This is a genomic window from Paraburkholderia sp. NPDC080076 (assembly GCF_050281145.1).
GTDB lineage: Bacteria > Pseudomonadota > Gammaproteobacteria > Burkholderiales > Burkholderiaceae > Paraburkholderia.
Window position 1 is genome coordinate 657854 of record NZ_JBNNWQ010000004.1, and the last position, 19532, is coordinate 677385.

Genomic DNA, 19532 nt, shown 5'->3' on the forward strand with positions numbered 1-19532 from the left:
TTACTCCCCCTTTCTGGTTGTTTCGTTCACAGCGTGCACCGCTTCGCGCTGGCTCGCCACCAGCGCGGCCAGCGTGCTGATCGAGCGGAAGTGTTCGCGCGTGCGCTCGTCGTTCGCTGCGATGGTCAGTTGGTATTGTTTGCGCAGCACGATGCCGATTTCGAGCGCATCGATCGAATCGAGACCGATACCGTCGGTATCGAACAACGGTGCATCGTCGTCGATATCGGCGGGGCTCAGGTCTTCCAGATCGAGAGCTTCGATCAGGAGCTGTTTAATTTCCAGTTTTAAAGAATCCATAATCGAACAGGTGCTGAGTAATGTGTGCTTCGACGGCGCTCGTCACGCTGCGCGCCGCGAGAGCCGGTGGAGTGTCATGGGCCGCGAGCTGGTCGACGCCGAGCGGTTCGAGCACGTTCACGCGCATTCTGAACGCGCGCGCCGGCACGTCGTACCAGCGCATCTGCTTGGTGAATGCGGGCGGATCGCAATCCATCAGCACTGGGACGATCGGCGCGCCGACCTTCAGCGCCATGTGCGCGAAACCGCGCGAAAACGCATGCAGCCGGTTCGGCGCCGGGCTGCGCGTGCCTTCCGGAAAAATAATCATGGTATAGCCTGCCGCCAGTTGCTTCGCGCCGGCCTCGACGAGTTCCGCGGGATCGGCATTGCTGACGTACTCGGCCGAGCGCACGATGCCCCAGAAACACGGGTTGCCCCAGTGCGCGTTTTTCACCACGCAGCAGGCATGCGGCGTGAGCGACAGTAGCACCATCACGTCGAGATAGGTCGGGTGATTCGCGACTACGATCGCCGGGCCGCCCGCGCGCAACGCCTGCACGCCCGAGACTTCCAGTTCCATCACGCCGATGCGTTGCAATACCGCGACCAGCGCGCGGAAAAACCAGTGGATCACGCTCGTCACGGCAAATTGGCGCGACGCGCGGTGCGGCCACACCCATGCGAGCGGAAAAACCACCACCGAGAACAGCACGCCGCACACGCCGAAGACCACGAAGGCCATGCCGGTCGCGCAGAATCGCCAGAAATAATCAAGCCGCGCGGTCATGCCAGCTCCAATGCCAGGTGGCGCCGGTGTTTTGCCAGGCGGTGGGCAGGCCGGTTTCCAGGCAGTGCTGCAGCGCCTGGCTCTGGGTCGCGAAGAGGGTCTCCGAGGTGGCGCTTGCGCTCGCTTCGTGCGTCGGCTCGGATTCCGGCTGGTCCGTGCGCGATACCGTGCACACCAGCTCGCCCGTCGCCGTTTCGCTATCGAGCAGGATCGCGATCGCGCCGCCCTGTACTTCGTCTTCGATCGTGCCGTACGCCGGGTCGGCCGGTTCATCGGCGTACACCAGCAGCAGCGGTGAATCCGGCTGCGTGGCGTATTGCGCGTGCGCTTCCAGCAGCGCGTAACCGAGCGTTTCCGCGCCGGCCGAGATCGCGCTCGCCGCGGAGCGGTCGCCGCGGGCAATGCCGAATATGCCGGTCATGGCGTTGAGCACCGACAGGCTGAACGCGGTCGGCGACACCGGCTCGCCCGCGCTGATGGCGCGCAGAATGTCCGTCGTGCGCCGCAATTCCCCGTGGCGCGAGGCGAACACGACCCGCGCCGCGTCCTTGGCGACACAATCGTGCGCAACTTTCAGCGCCACTCTCGACAGAGTGCTCAGACGACGCCGCACGATCGGCTCGATGAAGCCGATATCGGGTGCGGCAGATGCGGCAGCAGGCCAGCTAGACCAGCGAGCGACCGGAATGGTCCAGTGCAGATCGGGCATATCGGTGTTCGCGCGTAGAAGCGAGGAGAGGCTGAAGCGCCTGACGGAATACGGCACCGTCACAGCGTGCACGCGCCGCGCGGACCGGCAATCTCCAGCCGGGGTCAATCCAATCTTCTTATATAGGGTTCAGCGAATTAACGGCACTTGGCCCCGATTGTTTAGGCGCCTTTGTCAATTAGTCTGAAGGATGGTCTCCGGCTCCCTATGGTCGGCGGAATCATACTGAATATTCTGGGATAAATCAGCCACAAAAGACGTATCCATCTGTATCCGTATCTCACATGCGACGCCCGGCTGAAAAGCAATGGCATGGACCTCCGGCACCATTTTCCGCATTGCGAACGGAGCCTCTGCCCATCAGCAGCGCGGCTTGCCGCCGATATGCCGAAGAAATATTTCGCCGAAAGGCGCCAATGCTTTCAATTTACTTTCTTAAAAAGTGTTTCAGATTGGAAGCCGCTTGCGTTGCTAGCCGGTCTTATCCCGAAATGCGCGGCGCATGGCCGGCTCGAGTGCGACGTTTATGAGATGAATTGCCGTGGTACGAATGCCGAAATCCAGTGTCAGGCGCGGAGCTTCGCGTTTTCTGCGGCGCCGAAAACAGAACGGCCCGGCAGGGTGACCTGTCGAGCCGTTTGCTTGCTACCGATGCCACGATTTGGACGCGCGCCGCCAGCCAGGTACTATTTACTGAACGACTTTCGCATCGGACGCCGGCACCGGTGCCGCGGCGGGCGCTGTACCGGTCGCCACCATTTCGTTCGATGCCCCGCCGCTCTGGCCGACCGGAATCTTCACCGTATGAACCACGCCGTTGCCAAGCGGGAAATCAGCCAGCGCGCTACGCGCCAGATACGGCATGGCCCGAACCAGCGACGACTCGCCGCCCGTATTGCGCGCCGTCACGTTGTAGACCTCCTTGCCGCTCGCCCGCTCGGTAATCCGCACGCCCAGCAGGTGCGTGAAGATCGGATAGCTCTGGTTCACGTAGGTGGTCGAATACCCGCCCCATGGGCCCCACGGATCGAACGGCCGGCCCCAACCCCAGTACGGCGCCGGCCACGGGTTGTAATACACCGGCTCCGAGACCGTCACCATGTCCGAACGAATTCCATACGAGAGTCCGACCAGAAAGCGCGCCTGCGCGGCGTCGACCTGACGGAACGAATGCGTGGCGAGTTCGTTCGCGACAAAGCGCTCGTAGGTGCTGAGTTCGAGATTATTCTGCTGGTCCGCCGCTCGCGTGAACGCATAGGTTCGGGTGGTGTCGTTACCGCTCCAGTCGGAGAAGGCCGTGACCTGGGTGGTCACGTAGGTCGTGCAGCCGGACAGCAGCACCGTCAGCGCGGCTATCAGCAGCGTGGCGCGGCGGGTCCATCGATCGATTTTCATGGTCTACCTCGTGAAGCTTTTGAATTGCCTCTGTATTCTCCGCCAAACCCGGCCTCGTCGACGCACAGGCTTTCCCGCACGCGGGCGCCCGATAATACGCTGACCAGGCGACTCGGTAAAAAGTTCGCTCCGCACAATTCTCCGAGGCTTTGTACAATGGCTCGACATGCCCGGCCCGCACGCCAGAAGCGCGCTCGCCGACTCGAGTTCCAACACTACAGAACGCCATGGCCGATACCGCAACGCCCAATGTGATCCGCCGCGCCGACTACGCGCCGCCCGCCTTCCTGATCGACACCGTCGCACTGGAGTTCGATCTCGTCCCCGAACGCACGGTTGTCCGGAACACGATGCGCGTGCGCCGCAATCCGGAGGCATCGCGCGCCTTGCATCTGGAATTGATGGGCGAACAACTGGAGTTCGTCAGCGCCGAGATCGACGGCCAGCCGTTCGCCAACGCCCACGCGCACGAACACGGCCTGCTGCTCGACAACGTGCCGGACCAGTTCGAACTCACGCTCACGAGCCTCTGCAATCCGGCTGAGAACACCACGCTGTCGGGCCTTTATGTATCGGGCGGCAACTTCTTCACGCAGTGCGAGGCCGAGGGCTTTCGCCGCATTACTTATTTCCTCGATCGTCCGGACGTGATGGCGACCTTCACGGTCACGTTGCGCGCCAGCAAGGCCGATTATCCGGTGTTGCTGTCGAACGGCAACCTGCTCGAAGAAGGCGATTTGCCGGACGGCCGCCACTTCGCGCGCTGGGAGGATCCGTTCAGAAAGCCGAGCTATCTGTTCGCGCTGGTCGCCGGCAAGCTGGTCGCCCTGGAAGAGCGCGTGAAGAGCGGCTCGGGCAAGGAAAAGCTGCTGCAGGTGTGGGTCGAACCGCACGACCTCGACAAGACCCGTCATGCGATGGATTCGCTGATCCATTCGATTCGCTGGGACGAGGAACGCTTCGGGCTCGAACTCGATCTGGACCGCTTCATGATCGTCGCGGTGAGCGACTTCAACATGGGCGCGATGGAGAACAAGGGGCTCAACATCTTCAACACGAAGTACGTGCTGGCGAACCCCGAAACGGCCACCGACACCGACTTCGCGAACATCGAGGCCGTGGTCGGCCACGAGTATTTCCACAACTGGACCGGCAACCGCGTGACGTGCCGCGACTGGTTCCAGCTGAGCCTGAAAGAAGGCCTGACGGTGTTCCGCGATCAGGAGTTCTCGGCCGACATGGCGGGCGGCGCAACGGACGAAGCCGCGCGCGCCACCAAGCGCATCGAGGACGTGCGCGTGCTGCGCCAGATGCAGTTCGCGGAAGACGCGGGTCCGATGGCGCATCCGGTGCGCCCGGAAAGCTACGTCGAGATCAACAACTTCTACACGATGACCGTCTACGAGAAAGGCTCGGAAGTCGTGCGGATGTATCAGACGCTGTTCGGCCGCGACGGTTTCCGCAAGGGCATGGACCTGTACTTCAAGCGTCACGACGGTCAGGCCGTGACCTGCGACGATTTCCGGCACGCGCTCGCCGACGCGAACGGCCGCGATCTCACGCAGTTCGAGCGCTGGTATAGCCAGGCCGGCACGCCGCGCGTGTCCGTGCGCACCCACTACGACGCCGCCCAGCAACGCTACAGCGTGACGCTCACGCAAGGCTACGGCGAAGGCGCGCCGGCCGCGCGCGAAACGCAAAAAGGTCCGCTGCTGATTCCGTTCGCGATCGGTCTGATCGGCAAGGACGGCAAGGATCTGCCGCTGCAATTGCAGGGGGAAAACACGGCCTCGGCCTTCACCACGCGCGTGCTCGAATTCACGCACACGGACCAGACCTTTACGTTCGTCAACGTGGCGCAGGAGCCGCTGCCTTCGCTGCTGCGCAATTTCTCGGCGCCGGTGATCGTCGAATACGACTACTCGGCGGAACAGCTGGCGTTCCTGCTCGCCCACGACAGCGATCCGTTCAACCGCTGGGAAGCCGGCCAACGGCTCGCCACGCGCGAGCTGCTCACGCTCGCCGGACGCGCCGCCACCGGCGTGCCGCTGCAACTCGACGACTCCGTGGTCGCCGCGTTCGCACGCGTGCTGACCGACGAAACGCTCTCGCCTTCGTTCCGCGAACTCGCGTTGATGCTGCCTTCGGAAGCGTACCTGGCCGAGCAGATGGCCGAATCGAATCCGGCGGCCGTGCATGCCGCGCGGCAGTTCGTGCGCAAGCGTCTCGCCAATGCGCTCAAGGGCGACTGGCTCAAGGTGTACGAGCAGCACCGCACGCCGGGCGCGTACGAGGCCACGCCGGAAGCGTCCGGTCATCGCGCGCTGAAGAACCTCGCGCTGTCGTACCTCGCGGAACTGGACGATCCGGCCGAGGCCGTGCGTCTCGCGTCCGCGCAATACGATGCGGCGAACAACATGACCGACCGCTCGGCGGCGCTCTCCGCGCTGCTCAATGCGTCGGCGGCCAATGGCGGCAGCGCCGAAGCGCAGCAGGCGCTGGACGATTTCTACCGGCGCTTCGAAAAGGAGCCGCTCGTCATCGACAAGTGGTTCGCCTTGCAGGCCACGCAGCGTGGCAGCGCGCAACGTCCGGTGATCGACATCGTGCGCAAGCTGATGGCGCATCCGGCTTTCAACCTGAAGAACCCGAACCGCGCGCGCTCGCTGATTTTCAGCTTCTGCGCGGCGAATCCGGCGCAGTTCCATGCCGAAGACGGCTCGGGCTACGCGTTCTGGGCCGATCAGGTGATCGCGCTCGACGCCATCAATCCGCAAGTGGCCGCTCGCCTCGCCCGCTCGCTGGAATTGTGGCGCCGCTTCACGCCGACACTGCGCGACGGCATGCGCGCGGCGCTGGAGAAAGTGGCGTCCCAGGTGAAATCGCGCGACGTGCGCGAGATCGTAGAGAAAGCGTTGGCGTGATGCTCGCCTGAGCGCCTTTGTCGCATCGAAAAGCCGGCACGCGTTGCCGGCTTTTTTTCGTCCTGCGTTCGCCGGCGCGACCGCGCGCGGCAATCACGTTAGCCATCTGGACGACTGTTCGACTCGCGTCGGCGGAGTGAAAGTAAACGCATCACTTAACGGTTTACGTTTAACGCGATGCGTTATATGATCCCATGATCACGACATTCGGCGACAAAGCTACGGCGAGAATCTTTCAGGGCAAATTCGTGTACTCATTGCCGCTTCACATGCAGGCGCTCGCGCGCCGCAAGCTGTTTGTGATCGACGCCGCGAAGTCCATCCGCGACCTGCATGCGCCGCCCGGCAACCGGCTGGAAGCGCTGCAAGGCCAGCGCAGCGGGCAATGGAGTATTCGGATCAATGCGCAATGGCGCATCTGTTTTCATTTCGTCGACGGGGAAGCGCTGAATGTCGAGATTGTCGACTATCACTGATTATTGGGAGACCGGCATGGTCATCAAACGCTCCGATCTGGGCAGCATCGATTTCTCGGACATCGACACGGGCGACAGCATCCCGGAAATCCATCCGGGCGAGATTCTGCGCAGCGAGTTTCTCGAACCGCTCGGCATGTCCGTCAACGCGCTCGCGCTTGCGCTGCGCGTACCGGCACCGCGCATCAACGACGTGGTGCGCGGCAAGCGCGCCGTCTCGGCCGACACCGCGCTGCGGCTCGAGCGCTACTTCGGCGCGAGCGCACAGTTCTGGCTCAACCTGCAAATCGCCTACGACCTGCGCGTCGCCACCGCGGCCGCCGGAGAACAGATCGAACGCGAGATCGAACCCATGCCGAAGGCGGACCGCCCGAAAATGCCGAAGGTTTCAAGCGAACACGCCCGTGCCGCAGCGCTCGCGGCGAGCGTGAGCGGCAAGCTCACGGCCGGCAAGGCGCGCCGCAAAGCGTGAATTTCAGCCTCATCAGTGTGCCCGGCGGCGTCGCCCTACACGGTTCTCGCGTAAAAGCACGGAAGCGACACAACGAACGGTTAAAATCGGAATATTCCTCAAGCCTTCCCGGAGTACAGCATGGCTTTGCAACGTCGTACCACTCTCACGAAGTACCTGATCGAGCAGCAGCGCGAAACCAACAACCTGCCGGCCGATCTGCGCCTTTTGATCGAAGTCGTTGCGCGTGCGTGCAAAGCGATCAGCTACCACGTCAGCAAGGGCGCGCTGGGCGATGCGCTCGGCACGGCGGGCAGCGAGAACGTTCAAGGCGAAGTGCAGAAGAAGCTCGACATTCTGTCGAACGAAATCCTGCTCGAAGCGAATGAATGGGGCGGCAACCTCGCCGGCATGGCGTCCGAGGAAATGGAACAGTTCTTCCCGATCCCCGCGAACTATCCGAAGGGCGAATACCTGCTCGTGTTCGATCCGCTCGACGGCTCGTCGAACATCGACGTCAACGTGTCGATCGGCACGATCTTCTCCGTGCTGCGCTGCCCGGACGGCCAGCAGCCCACCGAACAGTCGTTCCTGCAGCCGGGTACGCAGCAGGTCGCCGCGGGCTACGCGGTGTACGGTCCGCAAACGGTGCTGGTGCTGACTACCGGCAACGGCGTGAACTGCTTCACGCTCGACCGCGAACTCGGCTCGTGGGTGCTCACGCAAAGCGACATGCGCATTCCTGTCGAAACGCGTGAATACGCGATCAACGCTTCGAACGAGCGTCACTGGTATCCGCCGGTCCAGCAGTACATCGGCGAGTTGAAGGCTGGCACGGACGGTTCACGCCAGGCCGACTTCAACATGCGCTGGATCGCGTCGATGGTGGCGGACGTGCACCGTATCCTGAATCGCGGCGGCATCTTCATGTATCCGGCCGACAAGCGCACGCCGGACAAGCCGGGCAAGCTGCGCCTGATGTACGAAGCGAATCCGATGGCGTTCATCGTCGAGCAGGCGGGCGGTGCCGCGACCAACGGCGAGAAGCGCATTCTGGACATCCAGCCGAAAAGCCTGCACGAGCGGGTGGCGGTGTTCCTCGGCTCGAAGAACGAGGTGGACCGCGTGACCCGCTACCATCTCGAAACAAAAAAGTGAGTTCAGGGGCTTGCCAAGCCGATAAAGAAGTCCCTATAATCTCGTTTCTCCTGATGCCGGAATAGCTCAGACGGTAGAGCAGCGCATTCGTAATGCGAAGGTCGGGGGTTCGATTCCTCTTTCCGGCACCACAAGATTCAAGCAAAAAGCCCAGTCCTCGCGACTGGGCTTTTTGTTTTTCTGCGTGTGCTTTTCCGATTCTGCTCGTGTCGCGGATCACCCACGAAAATCCAGCCGATCGAATTGCGCTGTCACGCCGAGGTTGCGTGCCACAACGGAATCTTCCGCGCGCGCCGGCTCTGCCTGCTGAGTGCCGTAGGCCGCGACCGCTTCCTGCGGCGCCGAAGAGAACCACAAAATCCGGCCGTCACACTCGATTCCGACCTGACGACCTTTCCAGTACACAGCGTTTTCCATGGCGAACTCTCTGAAGGGCGAAGACTGCCATCTTCCGCGCCGGCCGTGGCGCGTCCGTTATCCAACGCACTCTGGGCGCGGATAATCGCTTCAATGATAGGCGGCGATTGCTCGATTGACTCAGTGCGCGCGCCGCCGTCAATGGCATCATCGCAACTTCATCGTCGGGCATGTTCCGTGCGACCTCACCAGCGTTCGCCCGATCCGCCGGGCCGCGCTTATCCGTTATTCATCGATATGGACGCCATCCGCAGCAAACCTCGCTCGACACCGCCCTCTGCCGACGCCCCCGCGTTCACCGGCTTCGTGCGTGTGCGCGGCGCTCGCGAACACAATCTGAAAAACATCGACGTGCAGATTCCGCGTGATGCTCTGGTCGTCTTCACCGGCGTGTCCGGCTCGGGCAAATCGTCGCTGGCATTCGGCACCTTGTACGCCGAGGCACAGCGGCGCTATTTCGAATCGGTCGCGCCGTATGCCCGACGCCTGATCGAGCAGGTCGGCGTGCCCGAGGTCGACGCCATCGAAGGCCTGCCGCCCGCGGTCGCTTTGCAGCAGCAGCGCGGCACGCCGAGCGCGCGCTCGTCGGTGGGCAGCGTGACCACGCTGTCGAGCCTCGTGCGCATGCTGTATTCGCGCACCGGCGACTATCCGCCGAAGCAACCCATGCTGTTCGCCGAAGATTTCTCGCCGAACACTGTGCAAGGCGCCTGCCCGACTTGCCACGGACTCGGCCGCGTGTACGAGGTCACCGAAAAATCGATGGTGCCCGACGACTCGCTGACCATTCGCGAGCGTGCGATCGCCGCATGGCCGCCCGCCTGGCACGGACAGAATCTGCGCGACATTCTGGTGACGCTCGGCTACGACATCGATAAGCCGTGGCGCGACTTGCCGAAGAAAGACCGCGACTGGATTCTCTTCACTGACGAACAGCCGACCGCGCCCGTCTACGCCGGCCTCACGCCTAAGGAAACCCGCGCCGCGCTCAAGCGCCGCGACGAGCCGAGCTACCAGGGCACCTTCACCGGCGCGCGCCGCTACGTGTTGCACACGTTCGCGAACACTCAAAGCGCGTTGATGAAAAAACGCGTGTCGCAATTCATGGTCGGTAGCGTCTGTCCGACGTGTCATGGCAAGCGGCTCAAGAAAGAAGCGCTGTCGGTGAAATTCGCCGGACTCGATATCGGCGAGTTTGCCCAGTTGCCGCTCGCCACGCTTGCCGAGATGCTCGAACCGATCGCGCGCGGCGAATGGCCTCAAGCCGATGCCACGCACTCAAACCAAACCGCCGCCAAAGGCAGCGTGCTCAGCAAGAGCGCCATGCGCGATGCCGTCGACAAACGGATCGCCGCCGGTGGTTCCGCGCACAAAGCCTCGCCCGACGTGCGGCGCACGCCTAACCTCTCCGAAGAAAAACGCGTCGCCGCGCAGCGCATTGCAGCCGAGTTGCTCGAACGCCTGACGACATTGGTCGATCTGGGTCTGGGCTATCTCGCGCTAGAGCGCAGTACGCCTACGCTGTCATCCGGCGAATTGCAGCGCTTGCGGCTCGCCACGCAGTTGTCGTCGCAGTTGTTCGGCGTCGTGTATGTGCTCGACGAGCCATCGGCCGGCCTGCATCCCGCCGACGGCGAAGCGCTCTTCAGCGCGCTGCAGGGATTGAAGGCGGCGGGCAATTCGCTGTTCGTCGTCGAACACGATTTGCAGATGATGCGGCGCGCCGACTGGCTCGTCGACGTCGGTCCCGCGGCCGGCGAAGCAGGCGGCCATGTGGTCTATAGCGGGCCGCCCGCCGGTCTCGCGAAGGTCGAAGCGTCGCAAACGCGCCGGCATCTGTTCGCGCCGCCCGCGCCTGTCAAGCGCGCGTCGCGTGAACCTGCTGGCTGGCTGCGGCTCGCGGGCATCACGCGCAATAATCTGCACGGACTGGACGCCGAGTTTCCGCTCGGCTGCCTGACTGCGGTCACGGGCGTGTCGGGCTCGGGCAAGTCGAGCCTCGTGAGCCAGGCGTTGCCGGAACTGGTCGCAAGCCATCTTGGCCGCGTCTTCGACAATCCGGACGACGACGAACAAGACCCGTTGCTCGCCGCCGCAACCGCGCCGACCGGCGGCCACATCGTCGAGGGCATGGTCGCGCTGCGGCGGCTCGTACGCGTCGATCAGAAACCGATCGGCCGCACGCCGCGCTCCAACCTCGCTACCTACACGGGCCTCTTCGACCACGTGCGCAAGCTGTTCGCCGACTCGCCGCTCGCCCGCAAGCGCCGCTACGGCGCAGGCCGCTTCTCGTTCAACGTGGCGCAAGGCCGTTGCCCGACTTGCGAAGGCGAAGGCTTCGTCAGCGTCGAACTGCTGTTTCTACCAAGCGTCTATGCGCCCTGCTCGACCTGTCACGGCACGCGCTACAACGCACAGACACTGGAAGTCACATGGCGCGATAAAAACATCGCCGAGGTGCTCGGCCTGACCGTCGACGCCGCCTGCGATTTCTTCGCCGACGAGCCCAGCGTGATGCGCGCGCTGAAAGTGTTGCGCGACATCGGCCTCGGCTATCTGCGGCTCGGTCAGCCCGCCACCGAATTGTCCGGCGGCGAAGCCCAACGCATCAAACTCGCCACCGAATTGCAACGCGCGCAACGCGGCGACACGCTGTATATCCTCGACGAGCCGACCACCGGCCTGCATCCCGCCGACGTCGACCGGCTCATGGTGCAACTCCAGGGACTCGTGGATGCCGGCAATACCGTGGTGGTGGTCGAACACGACATGCGGGTGGCCGCGCAAAGCGACTGGGTCATCGACGTCGGACCGGGCGCCGGCGACGCCGGCGGCAAGATCGTGGCGAGCGGCACACCGGCCGAGATCGTGCGCGTGAAAGAAAGCCGCACCGCGGAGTATCTGCAGCAACAACTCGCAGCGTGAAGGCGAAATAAGCGTGCGCGCTAGCGAGCGCCGCGCTTCTCCTTCAGGAAATCGATCAGCGCGCGCAGTTTGAGCGGCATCTGCGCGCGGCTCGCCGTGTAGAGATAGAAACCGGGGAAGCTCGGACACCATGCGTCGAGCACGCGCACTAGGCGGCCATCGTCGAGTTGCTCGCGTACGTAGTCCTCGATGACGTGCAGCAGACCCACACCCTGCTCCGCCGCTTGCACCATCGTGCGCAAGTCATTGGTGACGAGCGCGCCGGGCGTCTCGACTTCGAACACGCGCGCCGGATCATCGGGCGGCGCGAACTCCCATCGATAGATGCCGCCGCTCGACGCAAAGCGGTAGCGCAGGCAGTCATGCGCGGCGAGATCGGCTGGCGTCGCGGGCGGTGCATAGCGCTCGAAATAGCCCGGCGAGCCCGCCACCGCAATGCGAATCTCGCCGCTCAACGGCACCGCCACCATGTCCTGGGCGACCCGTTCGCCGAGCCGGATGCCCGCATCGAAGCCTTCGCCGACGACATCGGCCATCCCGTCGTCCAGTGTCATGTCGAGACGGATCTGCGGATAGCGGCGCGTGAATTCCGCGAGATGCGGCAGCACCAGCAGTTCGCTCGCGACCCGCGGCAAATTGATGCGCAAATTGCCGGCGGGCTGGTCGCGGGTTTCGTCGAGCGCTTCGAAGGCGGCCTCGAGTTCGCCCAGCGCCGGTCGCACGCGAGCGAGAAAGTGCGCGCCGGCTTCGGTCAGCGCCACGCGCCGGGTCGTCCGGTTGAACAGACGCACATTCAATTGCGTTTCGAGCGAGCGGATGCTTTGCGACAGCGCCGACGCCGTCACGCCGGTCTCGGCGGCCGCGTGCGTGAAGCTGCCGTGACGTGCCACGCTCACGAACGCCATCAACGCCGGCAATTGCGCAGGATCCATCGTTGCCTCCATTGTTAAGCCGGACTTCACAATCCTTGCAGACAAGCGGCATTTTTCCACGAAAAGAATCGGCGCACGATAGGCCATGGATTCAATTTTTCCTACGACACCGCCCAAGGAGACTGACATGACGATGAATCGCTATACCCTGCTCGGCCGCTCAGGCTTGCGCGTCAGCCCGATCGCGCTCGGCACGATGACTTTCGGCACCGAATGGGGCTGGGGTGTCGAGGAAAAGTCCGCGCAACGGCTGTTCGATCTGTACGTGGATGCCGGCGGTAATTTCATCGACACCGCGGACCTCTACACGGAAGGCACCAGCGAAAAATGGCTGGGCAAGTTCGTCGCGACGCGCGGCCTGCGCGAGCGGCTCGTGATCGCGACCAAGTACGGCTACAACGCCGAGACCGGCAACCCGAACGCGGGCGGCAACCATCGCAAGAACCTGCTGCGCGCGCTGGACGGCTCGCTCAAGCGGCTCGGCACGGACTACATCGACTTGTATTACCTCCACACGTGGGATCGCATCACGCCGGTGGACGAAGTCATGCGCGCAATGGACGACGCCGTGCGCGCCGGCAAGATCCGCTATGTCGGCTTGTCGGATACGCCCGCATGGTTCGCCGGACGCGCGCAGACGCTCGCCGACTGGCGCGGCTTCGAACCGGTCGCGGCCATGCAGCTCGAATACTCGATGATCGAACGCAATGCCGAAAATGAGTTCGCCGATCTCGCCGCCAATCTCGGCATGGGGCTCGTGCCGTGGAGTCCGCTCGGCATGGGCGTGCTGTCCGGCAAGTACCGGCCTTCGCAAAGCGGCGCGGCAGCCGGTTTCTCCGGCGACGGCCGCCTCGCCAACATGGCCAGCGCGCCGCCACCGGGATTCGACAAGCTGACTGAGCGCAACTTTCGCATCGTGGCGGAACTGGAGTCCGTCGCCAATCTTGCCGGCCGGCCGCTGGCGCAAGTCGCGCTGAACTGGCTGCATCAGAAGCGCGGCGTGTCCAGCATCATCGTCGGCGCGACGCGGCCGGAGCAGTTGCAGGAGTCGCTCGGCTCGCTCGACTTCACGCTGGCGCCGGAACTGATCGCGCGGCTCGACGCCGTGTCGGAACCGGCCCGTCCATTCCCGTATTACATGTTTGCAGACGGTCATCAAGCGCGGATTCACGGACAGGTCGAAGTGACTGATAAACCGGCTGCGTACTCCGCGTCGGTGAAAATCCCCGTGCCGACAGCGTAGAAATAGCGTCTGACGAATGCCCAGCGGTCGCTGCCGAACGTTAGGTTTTCTTATTCGGGCAAAAAATCTTAAAAAATGCTTTTAGCCGTCAACGAAATTCGAGAATGGTTCGTTTACAAAAGATTAGGGGGCCGAATGGCGCGTATTGAACGGAACGGTAATTAACGAACGTTCGGCCACTTAAGAAGAAAATCCTGCCGATGCGGCAGTGCACAAAAATCCACGGCAATTCGATTGATATCGGCCGATATGAATGTGGGAGTGCACAAAAGCGAGGGGCGGGTTGCTGAACACCCCGTGGGACAAAGCTAGGAAGGGAATAGCGGGAAGTATCGGACTGACTGGCACTGATGAAAGCGAAATCAGCGCATTAGCAGTCAACCGATAAATTCTATTCAAACATTCCGTTCCATTGTTGGGCTGTGCCGTTAAAGCAACACACAACATGTGACCCGCATCAGGCGCTAGTGCAAAACGGGGACCGAGGCCGATAATCGGTTTGTAAAGGAGAAAGATCATGGATGCCAAACCACCGAAAGTTCCGACCCCGGATAAAGTTTTTTGCCCGGATCCGGAACCCGCTGGCGTCGAGTTTTTGGGTGCAGAACTGCCGGAGCATGTTCGCGCCTTTTTCGACGAACAACGCAAGTCGTGCGACTCGAAGTAACGGGGCAGTGGCGCGATGCAGCATCGACGTCCGCGCGTCCGGCGCGCGGCGGTTGTATGCACACGTCTGACCGCTCGTTTTCGGCTCGAGTCGTGACGCGGGGTGAGTCCGTCTGATTCGGACGACGCCTGGCCGTGCGGCCCGGCGTGTGTTTTTGCTCGCCTATTCAAGCGTCCTTCCGAAGATTTCCGCCGGAACGCAGACGCACGCTCGGCGCATCGTCTATTCTTCTGGTTTTTCCCCTGCGGCCGCTCGGCCACTGTCATCTTCCATGAACCGTTCGTACCGCTTCGGCGCGTCATGCGCGCTCGCGCTTTTGGCTGCTCTTGCATTGGCGCCCGCTCCCGCCATCGCGGATGGTGACGATACCGCGCTCACCAATCTGATCGCGCTGGCCTCCCAACGCCTCGCGCTCGCGGAACCCGTGGCGCGCTGGAAATGGGTCAATCACCAGGACATCACCGACACGCCGCGCGAGAACGCCCTCCTCGCCGATGTCGAAAAGCGCGCCGTCGCGGCAAACGTCGACCCGGCGTTCGCCCGTGCTTTCTTTCAGGATCAGATCGACGCCAGCAAGGAGGTGCAAAACGCGCTGTTCGCCACATGGCGCGGCGGCCAGGCGCCGCAAGGACCCGCGCCCGATCTGGCGACCAGCACGAGACCGCAGTTGGACCGACTGACGCAATCGCTCGTGGCCGGCCTTGCACGCGTGCAGCCGTTGCGTGCGGCGCAGGACTGTCCGTCGCGCGTCGCGCAATCGCTGGCTAACTGGAAATCGCTGACTCGCTATGACTCGGCTCATTCGAGCGCGTTGACTCGCGCGCTTGGGCACGTGTGCGAAACGGGCGGTGTGGGCGCGACGGGTTAGTTCGGAGTGGGGTGAAGCGCACGGTTCCAGGCTGGGATTATTGGCCGCGGTGTTGGCGCGCGCGCTTGAATCCGCTTTGAACGGCAGGCTATCGGTTGAACATCAAACCGCTGAAAACGAAGCCGCTGAAAGCCGAGCCGACGAACGCCGTCAGGCAAGACTCGCCAGCGCCGTTCCGCTCGACACGCTCAAGGGCATCACACGCAAACCGCGGGCGAGATGGCTCTGCAAGATGCGATACGTCGACAGCTCGAACGATCCCGCTGCGCTCGACGCATGCAACTCCGCCGCCTGCGCGAGCGACGCCGCATGGCCCACGTAACACCAACGGTCGACGACATGAAACGCACGAGCCTGCGACGCCTCCTCGCGCTCCTCGAACACGATCGGCCCCTCGAACGGCCAGGGCGCGTCCGCCGGATCGCTCTTGGCGACACGCGGTACCCGGTTATGGCCGGGGCGCAACGTCGCGATCCACTGCGCCTCCGCGAGCATGGCGCCCAATTCGCCGCCGGTTGCGCGCCACTCGACGCGCCGCACCTGCTGCGCAAGCCGGATATCCTTGGACGAGCGCCGCTCGCCGGTCAAATGTGAACGCAGCCGCTGGCGCACGCGCACGCTTCGCCCGACATACAGCGGCAAATCCTCTTCTCCATAGAACGCGTAGACGCCGCAACCCGCCGGCGCCGTGTCGAGCAGATCTTCCGTGATGTCGCCCGCTAGCCGATAGCGCCGCGTGGTGCGCTCGATCTGCGTGCGCAATACGTCTAGCGGTACGAGGCCGTGCAGACGTTGCCAGAACTGCCAGATCAGATCGGCGTCGGCGAGCGCGCGGTGGCGATCGGACGGCACGAGCGCATGACGCTCGACCAAAGCGTCGAGGCCGTGACGCTTTTCCGCCGGAAACAGCGCGCGCGACAGGCGCACGGTGCACAGTACGTCCGGATCGAACGCCAGCCCCACCCGGCGAAACTCGCCGCGCAGAAAACCGCGATCGAAACTGGCGTTATGCGCGACGAACAGTTTGCCGTTCAGACGCTCGAAGAGAGCCGGGGCGATCGCGTCGAAGGTCGGCGCGCCCCGCACCATCGCATTCGTGATGCCGGTGAGCTGCTGGATGAATGAGGGAATCGGCTGCTGAGGGTCGACCAGACTGCTCCAGCGCGACACGCCGGCAGGCCCTATTTCGACCACACCGACTTCGGTGATGCGATGCTCGGCAGTCGAGCCGCCAGTGGTTTCAAGGTCGACGAAGACGATCGGACCATCCAGGGCCGGTTCCGGCAAAAACTGTTCAGACATGGAAAAGGAGACTTTGGACGCGTGGCTTTGCGGCAAGTATGCACCAGTTGGCGGCCGAGTACCCGGATAGCATCGCATTACGTCAACTGACTTCAGGCGCATGTTCCTGTTTTGGCGTGAGCGGCAAGCCTCCCGCAAATCAGAAATCATTATGTTTTCACGGCGGACACCGGGAAATGACAGAGAAGTCATTCGGGAGATTTTGGCCGGCCGTTCAAAACATTCCGAACCAGATGGTTAAAAACGATTGCCGCGGCCAACAACAATTCGGCATAAAAAAGCCCTCGCGTTTTGCAAAGGCTTTCGTTCGTTCTACCGCCCGGCCGAGCGCCGAGTCACGTTGACAGGCTTACAGCGGCTGGATATTCGCCGCCTGCTTGCCCTTCGGGCCGGCCTTGACGTCGAACGAGACGCGCTGGTTTTCCTTCAGCGACTTGAACCCTTCCGCGCGAATCTCCGAAAAGTGCGCGAAGAGATCTTCGCCGCCCGAATCCGACGTGATGAAGCCAAAGCCCTTAGCATCGTTGAACCATTTGACGATACCAGTTTCCATTTTCCAGTTTCCCTCGAGGATTTATCAATATCGGGCATTGCCCTCATGCCGAATATCACGGCCGCGCCATGCAATCAAATCCGGCGGTCGAAATTCAGCATTGCCGTTATACGAGGAATGAAGAATTGTCGTCAAGCGAATTCTGGATATGCGCTTATCACGCTATGCGATAAGCCTGCGCTTATTGGTTTAAAAATCCCGACCGCATAGATTCACTGCCATCCGAATAATCAGACCAAGTCAATATTACCCACCTGACTACGGAAATGCGCAATAGCGGGAATATTTTCAGCACGTTGCTGAAAATATGTAACAAAAGATGTTTTCCGTAAGTGTTTGTCCGACTTGCTGCACCGCGTTCACGGCAGGATGATCGGATTCAGTAGTAGTAGCAACGCGCATTAGGGAGATTGCCATGCTGTTCAACCAAATCAGCCGCCTCTTTAACTGGCTGACCCACTCGCACGCAAACACGGCTTCCGAACAATCCACACCGGTCGCGGACACGCCGTCTATCTTCGAAATCGATCCCATGTGGCACGGAGATCATTGGCAGAACCTGCTGTCGTCCCCCATGGATGCGCGGCGCTATGTCATGGAAGACTGGAGCGTCCCGGTAGCGGACGACTGGAACGAAGTGGACGGCGCAGCGCCTGCCCACTGACCGCGTCGTCAATCGGCGGAACACAGGCGAAAAAAAAGCGCGACTGGGAAGTCGCGCCGACAAAGGTTTGGAGATCTTTTTCGTCAACGAAAAAGTCCGCTTCGGAAAGCAGAAATTTCAGTATACCGGCTCGACTCCATTTCGATTATTCACATAAATAACAATCATCTATTTCAGTAACAACAACAATCTCATTTTACGTTTTATTACGTTGTTTTTTTGCATCGATTAGTGTCGCGAATCAGCAACGCAACTCCCCTCCTCGCATCGCTCCCCTCTCTTGAAAATCGCTGGAAGCCTTTATTTATAAGGCTTAACCGGCATTCACATATCGTTTCCGAACGCGTAATACTTTATTGCGGAAATCGGAACGTCCATTGCGCGAAGTGTCTCTCTACACTCTGCCTAACCGGAAACCAGCGCGATTTTGTTGAGCGCGCAACTCACTCGGATTACGCCTCTCGCAGCGCCCGCGTGAAAGGTCTCCCTAAGCCTGGGTTCAACGCCCACTCTCGCTCTCGGAGTTACAAGATGAAAAAGACACTCATGGTCGCCGCCCTCACGGGCGTCTTCGCAACGGCCGCGCATGCGCAAAGCAGCGTGACGTTGTACGGCTTGATCGACGCCGGCATCACCTATACCAATAACCAGCACGGTCACAGCAACTGGCAGGAAACGAGCGGTTCGGTGAACGGCAGCCGCTGGGGCCTGCGTGGATCTGAAGATCTGGGCGGTGGTCTCAAGGCCATCTTCACGTTGGAAAACGGCTTCGGCATCAATGACGGCACGCTCAAGCAAGGCGGCCGCGAATTCGGCCGTCAAGCCTTCGTGGGTCTGACGAGCGATCAGTTCGGCGCCGTCACCTTGGGCCGTCAATACGACAGCATGGTCGACTACGTCGCCCCGCTGGCACTGACCGGCACGCAATACGGCGGCACGCAGTTCGCGCATCCGTTCGACAACGACAACCTGAACAACTCGTTCCGCATCAACAACTCGGTCAAGTACCAGAGCGCCAACTACGGCGGCTTCAAGTTCGGCGCGTTGTATGGCTTCTCGAACCAGGCCGACGGCTTCGCGAACAACCGCGCTTATAGCGCGGGTGCGTCGTACAACTGGGGTGGCCTGAACGTCGCCGCCGCTTACCTGCAACTGAACAGCAACGGCGCGACCGGCGCGGCTGCTGCATTCAATTCGGGTGGCGCGGTGTCGAGCGACAACACGTTCTTCGCCGGCCGCCAGCAAACGTGGGGCGCGGGTGCTAACTACGCGTTCGGCCCGGCAACGGTCGGCCTCGTGTATTCGCAAACGAACCTGTCGAGCCTGGCCGGTATCGGCGCTGGCGCATCGGGTCAAACCAACGGCATCGCCTTCGGCAACAACAGCGCTCACTTCCAGAACTTTGAGGCGAACGCTCGCTATGCGCTGACGCCCGCGGTCAGCATTGCCGGTTCGTACACGTACACCCGCGCGAGCCTGGCTGGCACGCGTCCGCACTGGAACCAGTTCAACCTGCAAACCGCGTACGCGCTGTCCAAGCGTACCGACGTATACCTGCAAGGCGAGTATCAGCAAGTCAACGAAAACGCAGTCGTGGATGCCGATATCAACGGTCTGGCCGCTTCGGGCAACAACAAGCAAGTCGCTGTGACCGCAGGTCTGCGTCACCGCTTCTAAAGCTGCGGGTTACACCCGTGGTCTCGAAGGCGCCGTTCGCGGCGCCTTTTTTTGTGCCTTTTCATGCCTGAGGCGGGGATGATCGGCGAGAACGAGACGAAG

The 19532-nt window shown here is 62.1% G+C and carries 18 protein-coding genes and 1 tRNA gene; 11 read left to right on the forward strand and 8 right to left on the reverse strand.

The genetic code is table 11. The features are described 5' to 3' along the window. From ACQKRQ_RS20020 to ACQKRQ_RS20035, 4 genes are all read right to left on the reverse strand, one after another. On the reverse strand, nucleotides 1–300 hold the full coding sequence (locus ACQKRQ_RS20020; RefSeq protein ID WP_106283313.1) for a phosphopantetheine-binding protein: 300 nt from the start codon (nucleotides 298–300) through the stop codon (nucleotides 1–3). After that, the gene (locus ACQKRQ_RS20025) at nucleotides 275–1069 is read right to left on the reverse strand and encodes a lysophospholipid acyltransferase family protein (RefSeq protein ID WP_342960349.1); all 795 of its coding nucleotides are present in this window, start codon (nucleotides 1067–1069) and stop codon (nucleotides 275–277) included. The genes ACQKRQ_RS20020 and ACQKRQ_RS20025 overlap by 26 nt, the downstream gene beginning before the upstream one ends. Next, on the reverse strand, nucleotides 1053–1778 hold the full coding sequence (locus tag ACQKRQ_RS20030) for a beta-ketoacyl synthase chain length factor (protein ID WP_132373461.1): 726 nt from the start codon (nucleotides 1776–1778) through the stop codon (nucleotides 1053–1055). The genes ACQKRQ_RS20025 and ACQKRQ_RS20030 overlap by 17 nt, the downstream gene beginning before the upstream one ends. A 690-nt stretch (nucleotides 1779–2468) precedes the next feature. Next, complete coding sequence (locus ACQKRQ_RS20035) at nucleotides 2469–3173, reverse strand: DUF4136 domain-containing protein (RefSeq protein ID WP_427478944.1); 705 nt, start codon at nucleotides 3171–3173, stop codon at nucleotides 2469–2471. Between the two features lie 227 nt (nucleotides 3174–3400). On the opposite strand from ACQKRQ_RS20035, the gene pepN reads away from it, so the two are divergent. The 5 genes from pepN to ACQKRQ_RS20060 all read left to right on the forward strand — a co-directional run bounded on the left by pepN (nucleotide 3401) and on the right by ACQKRQ_RS20060 (nucleotide 8313). Then, entirely contained in the window at nucleotides 3401–6097 is a 2697-nt protein-coding gene (gene pepN, locus ACQKRQ_RS20040; protein WP_132373459.1) for an aminopeptidase N, read from the forward strand. A gap of 194 nt (nucleotides 6098–6291) precedes the next feature. Further along, the gene (locus ACQKRQ_RS20045; protein WP_132373458.1) at nucleotides 6292–6573 is read left to right on the forward strand and encodes a type II toxin-antitoxin system RelE/ParE family toxin; all 282 of its coding nucleotides are present in this window, start codon (nucleotides 6292–6294) and stop codon (nucleotides 6571–6573) included. Between the two features lie 16 nt (nucleotides 6574–6589). After that, on the forward strand, nucleotides 6590–7045 hold the full coding sequence (locus ACQKRQ_RS20050; protein ID WP_408180556.1) for a HigA family addiction module antitoxin: 456 nt from the start codon (nucleotides 6590–6592) through the stop codon (nucleotides 7043–7045). 120 nt (nucleotides 7046–7165) lie between these two features. After that, on the forward strand, nucleotides 7166–8182 hold the full coding sequence (locus ACQKRQ_RS20055) for a class 1 fructose-bisphosphatase (protein WP_132373456.1): 1017 nt from the start codon (nucleotides 7166–7168) through the stop codon (nucleotides 8180–8182). A gap of 55 nt (nucleotides 8183–8237) precedes the next feature. Then, nucleotides 8238–8313: transfer RNA gene (locus ACQKRQ_RS20060), tRNA-Thr, on the forward strand. 85 nt (nucleotides 8314–8398) lie between these two features. On the opposite strand, the gene ACQKRQ_RS20065 is transcribed toward ACQKRQ_RS20060, so the two are convergent. Further along, nucleotides 8399–8599 carry a hypothetical protein gene (locus ACQKRQ_RS20065; protein ID WP_132373455.1) on the reverse strand — a complete coding sequence of 67 codons (201 nt, stop codon included), beginning with the start codon at nucleotides 8597–8599 and terminating at the stop codon, nucleotides 8399–8401. 237 nt (nucleotides 8600–8836) lie between these two features. Here ACQKRQ_RS20065 and ACQKRQ_RS20070 point away from each other — a divergent pair, with 237 nt between their 5' ends. Continuing rightward, nucleotides 8837–11524, forward strand: coding sequence for an excinuclease ABC subunit A (locus tag ACQKRQ_RS20070; RefSeq protein ID WP_427479270.1), 2688 nt, complete (start codon nucleotides 8837–8839; stop codon nucleotides 11522–11524). Between the two features lie 20 nt (nucleotides 11525–11544). Here ACQKRQ_RS20070 and ACQKRQ_RS20075 read toward each other — a convergent pair whose 3' ends face one another. Further along, a complete protein-coding gene (locus ACQKRQ_RS20075) occupies nucleotides 11545–12456 on the reverse strand; it encodes a LysR substrate-binding domain-containing protein (protein WP_427478946.1) in 912 nt (303 codons plus the stop codon). Nucleotides 12457–12583: 127 nt separating this feature from the next. Between ACQKRQ_RS20075 and ACQKRQ_RS20080 the strand changes: the two genes are divergently transcribed. The 3 genes from ACQKRQ_RS20080 to ACQKRQ_RS20090 all read left to right on the forward strand — a co-directional run bounded on the left by ACQKRQ_RS20080 (nucleotide 12584) and on the right by ACQKRQ_RS20090 (nucleotide 15234). Continuing rightward, nucleotides 12584–13699: an aldo/keto reductase gene (locus ACQKRQ_RS20080; protein WP_427478948.1), complete on the forward strand. Its 1116-nt coding sequence runs from the start codon at nucleotides 12584–12586 to the stop codon at nucleotides 13697–13699. 517 nt (nucleotides 13700–14216) lie between these two features. Next, complete coding sequence (locus ACQKRQ_RS20085; RefSeq protein WP_007180815.1) at nucleotides 14217–14366, forward strand: hypothetical protein; 150 nt, start codon at nucleotides 14217–14219, stop codon at nucleotides 14364–14366. A 271-nt stretch (nucleotides 14367–14637) separates the two neighbouring features. Further along, nucleotides 14638–15234 carry a chorismate mutase gene (locus ACQKRQ_RS20090; protein WP_408433743.1) on the forward strand — a complete coding sequence of 199 codons (597 nt, stop codon included), beginning with the start codon at nucleotides 14638–14640 and terminating at the stop codon, nucleotides 15232–15234. A 150-nt stretch (nucleotides 15235–15384) separates the two neighbouring features. Here ACQKRQ_RS20090 and ACQKRQ_RS20095 read toward each other — a convergent pair whose 3' ends face one another. Together ACQKRQ_RS20095 and ACQKRQ_RS20100 are read right to left on the reverse strand one after the other, a co-directional pair. Further along, nucleotides 15385–16536, reverse strand: a complete 1152-nt coding sequence (locus ACQKRQ_RS20095; RefSeq protein ID WP_427478950.1) for an exonuclease domain-containing protein — start codon at nucleotides 16534–16536, stop codon at nucleotides 15385–15387. A 349-nt stretch (nucleotides 16537–16885) separates the two neighbouring features. Then, nucleotides 16886–17089, reverse strand: a complete 204-nt coding sequence (locus tag ACQKRQ_RS20100; protein WP_064268598.1) for a cold-shock protein — start codon at nucleotides 17087–17089, stop codon at nucleotides 16886–16888. 415 nt (nucleotides 17090–17504) lie between these two features. Here ACQKRQ_RS20100 and ACQKRQ_RS20105 point away from each other — a divergent pair, with 415 nt between their 5' ends. Both ACQKRQ_RS20105 and ACQKRQ_RS20110 read left to right on the forward strand, forming a co-directional pair. After that, nucleotides 17505–17753 carry a hypothetical protein gene (locus ACQKRQ_RS20105; RefSeq protein WP_132373451.1) on the forward strand — a complete coding sequence of 83 codons (249 nt, stop codon included), beginning with the start codon at nucleotides 17505–17507 and terminating at the stop codon, nucleotides 17751–17753. Between the two features lie 531 nt (nucleotides 17754–18284). Further along, a complete protein-coding gene (locus tag ACQKRQ_RS20110) occupies nucleotides 18285–19430 on the forward strand; it encodes a porin (protein WP_132373450.1) in 1146 nt (381 codons plus the stop codon). Nucleotides 19431–19532 lie beyond the last annotated feature (102 nt).

Bases quoted from the DNA above. Each gene is read 5' to 3' on its own strand.
- ACQKRQ_RS20065 (WP_132373455.1), bottom strand. From the start codon at position 8,599: ATGGAAAACGCTGTGTACTGGAAAGGTCGTCAGGTCGGAATCGAGTGT.
- ACQKRQ_RS20050 (WP_408180556.1), top strand. From the start codon at position 6,590: ATGGTCATCAAACGCTCCGATCTGGGCAGCATCGATTTCTCGGACATC.
- ACQKRQ_RS20080 (WP_427478948.1), top strand. From the start codon at position 12,584: ATGACGATGAATCGCTATACCCTGCTCGGCCGCTCAGGCTTGCGCGTC.
- ACQKRQ_RS20075 (WP_427478946.1), bottom strand. From the start codon at position 12,456: ATGGATCCTGCGCAATTGCCGGCGTTGATGGCGTTCGTGAGCGTGGCA.
- ACQKRQ_RS20020 (WP_106283313.1), bottom strand. From the start codon at position 300: ATGGATTCTTTAAAACTGGAAATTAAACAGCTCCTGATCGAAGCTCTC.
- ACQKRQ_RS20105 (WP_132373451.1), top strand. From the start codon at position 17,505: ATGCTGTTCAACCAAATCAGCCGCCTCTTTAACTGGCTGACCCACTCG.
- ACQKRQ_RS20045 (WP_132373458.1), top strand. From the start codon at position 6,292: ATGATCACGACATTCGGCGACAAAGCTACGGCGAGAATCTTTCAGGGC.
- pepN (WP_132373459.1), top strand. From the start codon at position 3,401: ATGGCCGATACCGCAACGCCCAATGTGATCCGCCGCGCCGACTACGCG.
- ACQKRQ_RS20070 (WP_427479270.1), top strand. From the start codon at position 8,837: ATGGACGCCATCCGCAGCAAACCTCGCTCGACACCGCCCTCTGCCGAC.
- ACQKRQ_RS20035 (WP_427478944.1), bottom strand. From the start codon at position 3,173: ATGAAAATCGATCGATGGACCCGCCGCGCCACGCTGCTGATAGCCGCG.
- ACQKRQ_RS20055 (WP_132373456.1), top strand. From the start codon at position 7,166: ATGGCTTTGCAACGTCGTACCACTCTCACGAAGTACCTGATCGAGCAG.
- ACQKRQ_RS20090 (WP_408433743.1), top strand. From the start codon at position 14,638: ATGAACCGTTCGTACCGCTTCGGCGCGTCATGCGCGCTCGCGCTTTTG.
- ACQKRQ_RS20100 (WP_064268598.1), bottom strand. From the start codon at position 17,089: ATGGAAACTGGTATCGTCAAATGGTTCAACGATGCTAAGGGCTTTGGC.
- ACQKRQ_RS20030 (WP_132373461.1), bottom strand. From the start codon at position 1,778: ATGCCCGATCTGCACTGGACCATTCCGGTCGCTCGCTGGTCTAGCTGG.
- ACQKRQ_RS20025 (WP_342960349.1), bottom strand. From the start codon at position 1,069: ATGACCGCGCGGCTTGATTATTTCTGGCGATTCTGCGCGACCGGCATG.
- ACQKRQ_RS20085 (WP_007180815.1), top strand. From the start codon at position 14,217: ATGGATGCCAAACCACCGAAAGTTCCGACCCCGGATAAAGTTTTTTGC.
- ACQKRQ_RS20110 (WP_132373450.1), top strand. From the start codon at position 18,285: ATGAAAAAGACACTCATGGTCGCCGCCCTCACGGGCGTCTTCGCAACG.
- ACQKRQ_RS20095 (WP_427478950.1), bottom strand. From the start codon at position 16,536: ATGTCTGAACAGTTTTTGCCGGAACCGGCCCTGGATGGTCCGATCGTC.